We start from the raw sequence: 2,862 nt of genomic DNA on the forward strand, positions 1-2,862 counted from the left end.
TGCTGCAACAATAATATCATCCATGTATCCACCTGGTCCTATTAAGCCCTCGGGTAATATATCAATGGGAGTAATAAAGTATAGGATACCGCTACCAATAAGTGTTTTACTTTTTGCGTCAATGCGATCATCTAGCATAGATTTAATAAGTAAATGGAAAAAATCTGGAGCAAAAAGAAGGTATGGTGTAAACTTACCCAACTTGTTTGATTTGGAATCTACATATTTCGTTATTTTAGCACGTAGTTTTGTGTAAAAATCTTGTTGCTCCTCATAGGAAGGCAATTCCTTTTTTAACTCTAAATTCATTTAAAGCTCCCCTTTCTTGTTCTCACTATACCAAAAATTTTGGAAAAAGAAACTTAAATAGCACTCATTCGAGTATATTAATGAACACTTACGAGAGTTAGTTTTATAATTAGCCATTTTCGATTACAAATACCAGCAGTAAACTAGTGAAATCTATTTATATATGACCATTATTGTAAATACATTTTATCTAGTTTCAAGTATTCATTTAAAGCCTGCTGTAATGTCCCATAAGTTCTTGTATCTTTATCAAATTGCATGCCTAATCGAATCATTTGTCGAACAACCTCAGGTCTTAAACCAGTAATTACAGTTTGGCATCCCATCATTGATGTACCATAAATTGTCTTTAACAGATGTTCTATTACCTCTGTCTCCATTTCTGCTATACCTGATAAATCTATTATTAAAGTTTGTATTCGGAGTTTGCTAATTTCAGTTAGTACTTTTTCTTCTAGAATTGAAGTTCTATATGTATCTACTGATCCAATTAAAGGTAAAATACAAATGGAAGGTGTGATCGGTATTATTGGTTCTGATAAAGTTGCTACTACTTTTTTCTGAGAGGATAACAAAGCATCTTTATAAGTTGAATAATTAATAAAAAATTCGTTTAAGAAGTTGTCAATTCTATTATTTAGCTGCTTTTCAATTTTAAAGAAGTCCTCTAGGTCCATCATTTGATCGGAATCATTCAATTCCTTTATAAACCTCCACATGGTTCGACGGATAGCTTGCACCCATTCTAATTTAAAAGAAAGCGTTAAAGAATGAGTTGCCCAGGCAATTCCTTCTTGTTTAGCAAATAGATCTAACTCCTCATCATTACCCTCGATAATGTTTTTAATAAGATGATGTGCATTATTGATAAGATCAATGTCACCAACTCTTAAAATATCATTTATCTTATCTTTAACATTTACAGCTTCTGATAAAAGATTATCTTCGACTTTCTCCTTGTTACCTTCGAAATACTCTTTAATTCCTCCACCTAATAATAGCTTTTCCAAGTGACATCCCCCTATAATTTAAATAAAATTAAACACTCGATTCTTATACCCAAATCCTTTGGATATTAAACACTATGTAGATAGTATTTAATAAAGAGTTTAATATATTTTTAGGAAAAAAAATAGCCCATCATAATGATGGGCTTCCTACTTATAGTTTTGTTACATTTGCAGCTTGTGGCCCGCGATTTCCTTCTACAACTTCAAATTCTACACTTTGGCCTTCTTCAAGTGATTTGAAGCCATCACCTTGAATAGCAGAGAAGTGTACGAATACATCATTTTCTCCTTCAATTTCGATGACTCCAAATCCTTTTTCTGCATTAAACCATTTTACAGTACCTTGTTTCATGTTATTACCTCCAAAAATAAAATTAACAATATGTAAACTAAAAAATTCACATATTCCATGAAGTACCGACATCACATCATCGATCACTACATGGGATATGTGAATTGCTCAACCGGTTTATACTTTAATTGTTACTATAAATTATAGCAGTTGGATAAATTTAGTCAACAAATAATTACATTATTCTAAATCGTTTACCTGATATTAAATATGATTCCATGGAAAATTTGTAAGTCATCTTCACACGACTCACAATAACATTGTTCCTTTACTGACCAAAATGCCCAGTACTTATCGTTTCTCATCTCTTCTTTTGGGAACTTCCCTCTTAACTCGGTTAGTTTTTTTTCTAAAAATGAGCGTGCCTGGTCCTCATGTTCAAATTCCGCTTTTTCCATGATAAACTCTTCCCAGCCTTCAAAAGCCCACCACGGCTCATAGTCTGCTTTCATATAAATAACCTCATACATATTGTAATCGCCTCTAATACTTTTTATTAATACATATTTTACTGCTCACAAAGAAAATGTCTACTCTTTTGACTTTTGAAACTGAATAAATTGAAAAAATTTGCTATTTACGTTAAGTTATAAATAACATCAAAGTAAATAAAAGAGAAATTAAACGGTAATATGCTCCCATTAATTTCGACATATATGAAACCTACTTTTCTCTCGTTCGTATAATGTAGTGTATATATAAGGAGGTCTTGACTATGACACAAGTAATACAAACCGTCATTCGTCATATTATTAATGTTCCAGTCATGATTACATCATGGCTAATTTTCTTCTTTCCAGTTGAATTAGGTTTTTTGGCAAGCTCAGCGTTAGCAGTAGTTACCTACCTAACCTCCAATTTTGCTATCAAAAAAATTCAACAGAGATCTATTATGAAGAAATATGAGTTAACTTCATCAGAGTATTTTCATATTCGAAAGCAGATTAAGGAAGCAACAGCAAAGGTTCGTACACTTAATAACCATTATTTAAAAGTACGATCAGTGAGCTCTTTTAAACAGCTTTTTGAATTAAATAGATTAGCAAAACGAATTATTGCTTTAGTTAAAGCAAACCCGAAGAAATTTTATCAAGCTGAAAACTTCTTCTACGCTCATTTAGATTCGGCAGTAGAGCTAACATCTAAGTATACATTCTTAGTTTCTCAGCCATCGAAGAACAAAGAAATGAA

At 31.8% G+C, this 2,862-nt stretch carries 5 protein-coding genes; 1 reads left to right on the top strand and 4 read right to left on the bottom strand.

The genetic code is table 11. The annotated features are described in order from the left end of the window. The 4 genes from AC06OU_RS08365 to AC06OU_RS08380 all read right to left on the bottom strand — a co-directional run. The coding region (locus AC06OU_RS08365; RefSeq protein WP_475855168.1) for a YkvA family protein at window positions 1-309 on the bottom strand (309 nt) is incomplete at its 3' end. A 170-nt stretch (window positions 310-479) separates the two neighbouring features. Then, on the bottom strand, window positions 480-1,319 hold the full coding sequence (locus AC06OU_RS08370) for an STAS domain-containing protein (protein WP_475855170.1): 840 nt from the start codon (window positions 1,317-1,319) through the stop codon (window positions 480-482). Between the two features lie 151 nt (window positions 1,320-1,470). After that, window positions 1,471-1,671 carry a cold-shock protein gene (locus AC06OU_RS08375; protein WP_475855171.1) on the bottom strand — a complete coding sequence of 67 codons (201 nt, stop codon included), beginning with the start codon at window positions 1,669-1,671 and terminating at the stop codon, window positions 1,471-1,473. A 194-nt stretch (window positions 1,672-1,865) separates the two neighbouring features. Next, window positions 1,866-2,123: a DUF1033 family protein gene (locus tag AC06OU_RS08380; RefSeq protein WP_475855173.1), complete on the bottom strand. Its 258-nt coding sequence runs from the start codon at window positions 2,121-2,123 to the stop codon at window positions 1,866-1,868. Between the two features lie 263 nt (window positions 2,124-2,386). On the opposite strand from AC06OU_RS08380, the gene AC06OU_RS08385 reads away from it, so the two are divergent. After that, window positions 2,387-2,862, top strand: a 476-nt coding sequence (locus AC06OU_RS08385; protein ID WP_475855174.1) for a 5-bromo-4-chloroindolyl phosphate hydrolysis family protein, incomplete at its 3' end; no start/stop codon positions are given.

The sequence above is a fragment of the Psychrobacillus sp. genome (assembly GCF_056205495.1).

Coding starts and splice junctions, on each gene's coding strand:
- AC06OU_RS08375 (WP_475855171.1), bottom strand. CDS start 1,671: ATGAAACAAGGTACTGTAAAATGGTTTAATGCAGAAAAAGGATTTGGA.
- AC06OU_RS08380 (WP_475855173.1), bottom strand. CDS start 2,123: ATGAAAGCAGACTATGAGCCGTGGTGGGCTTTTGAAGGCTGGGAAGAG.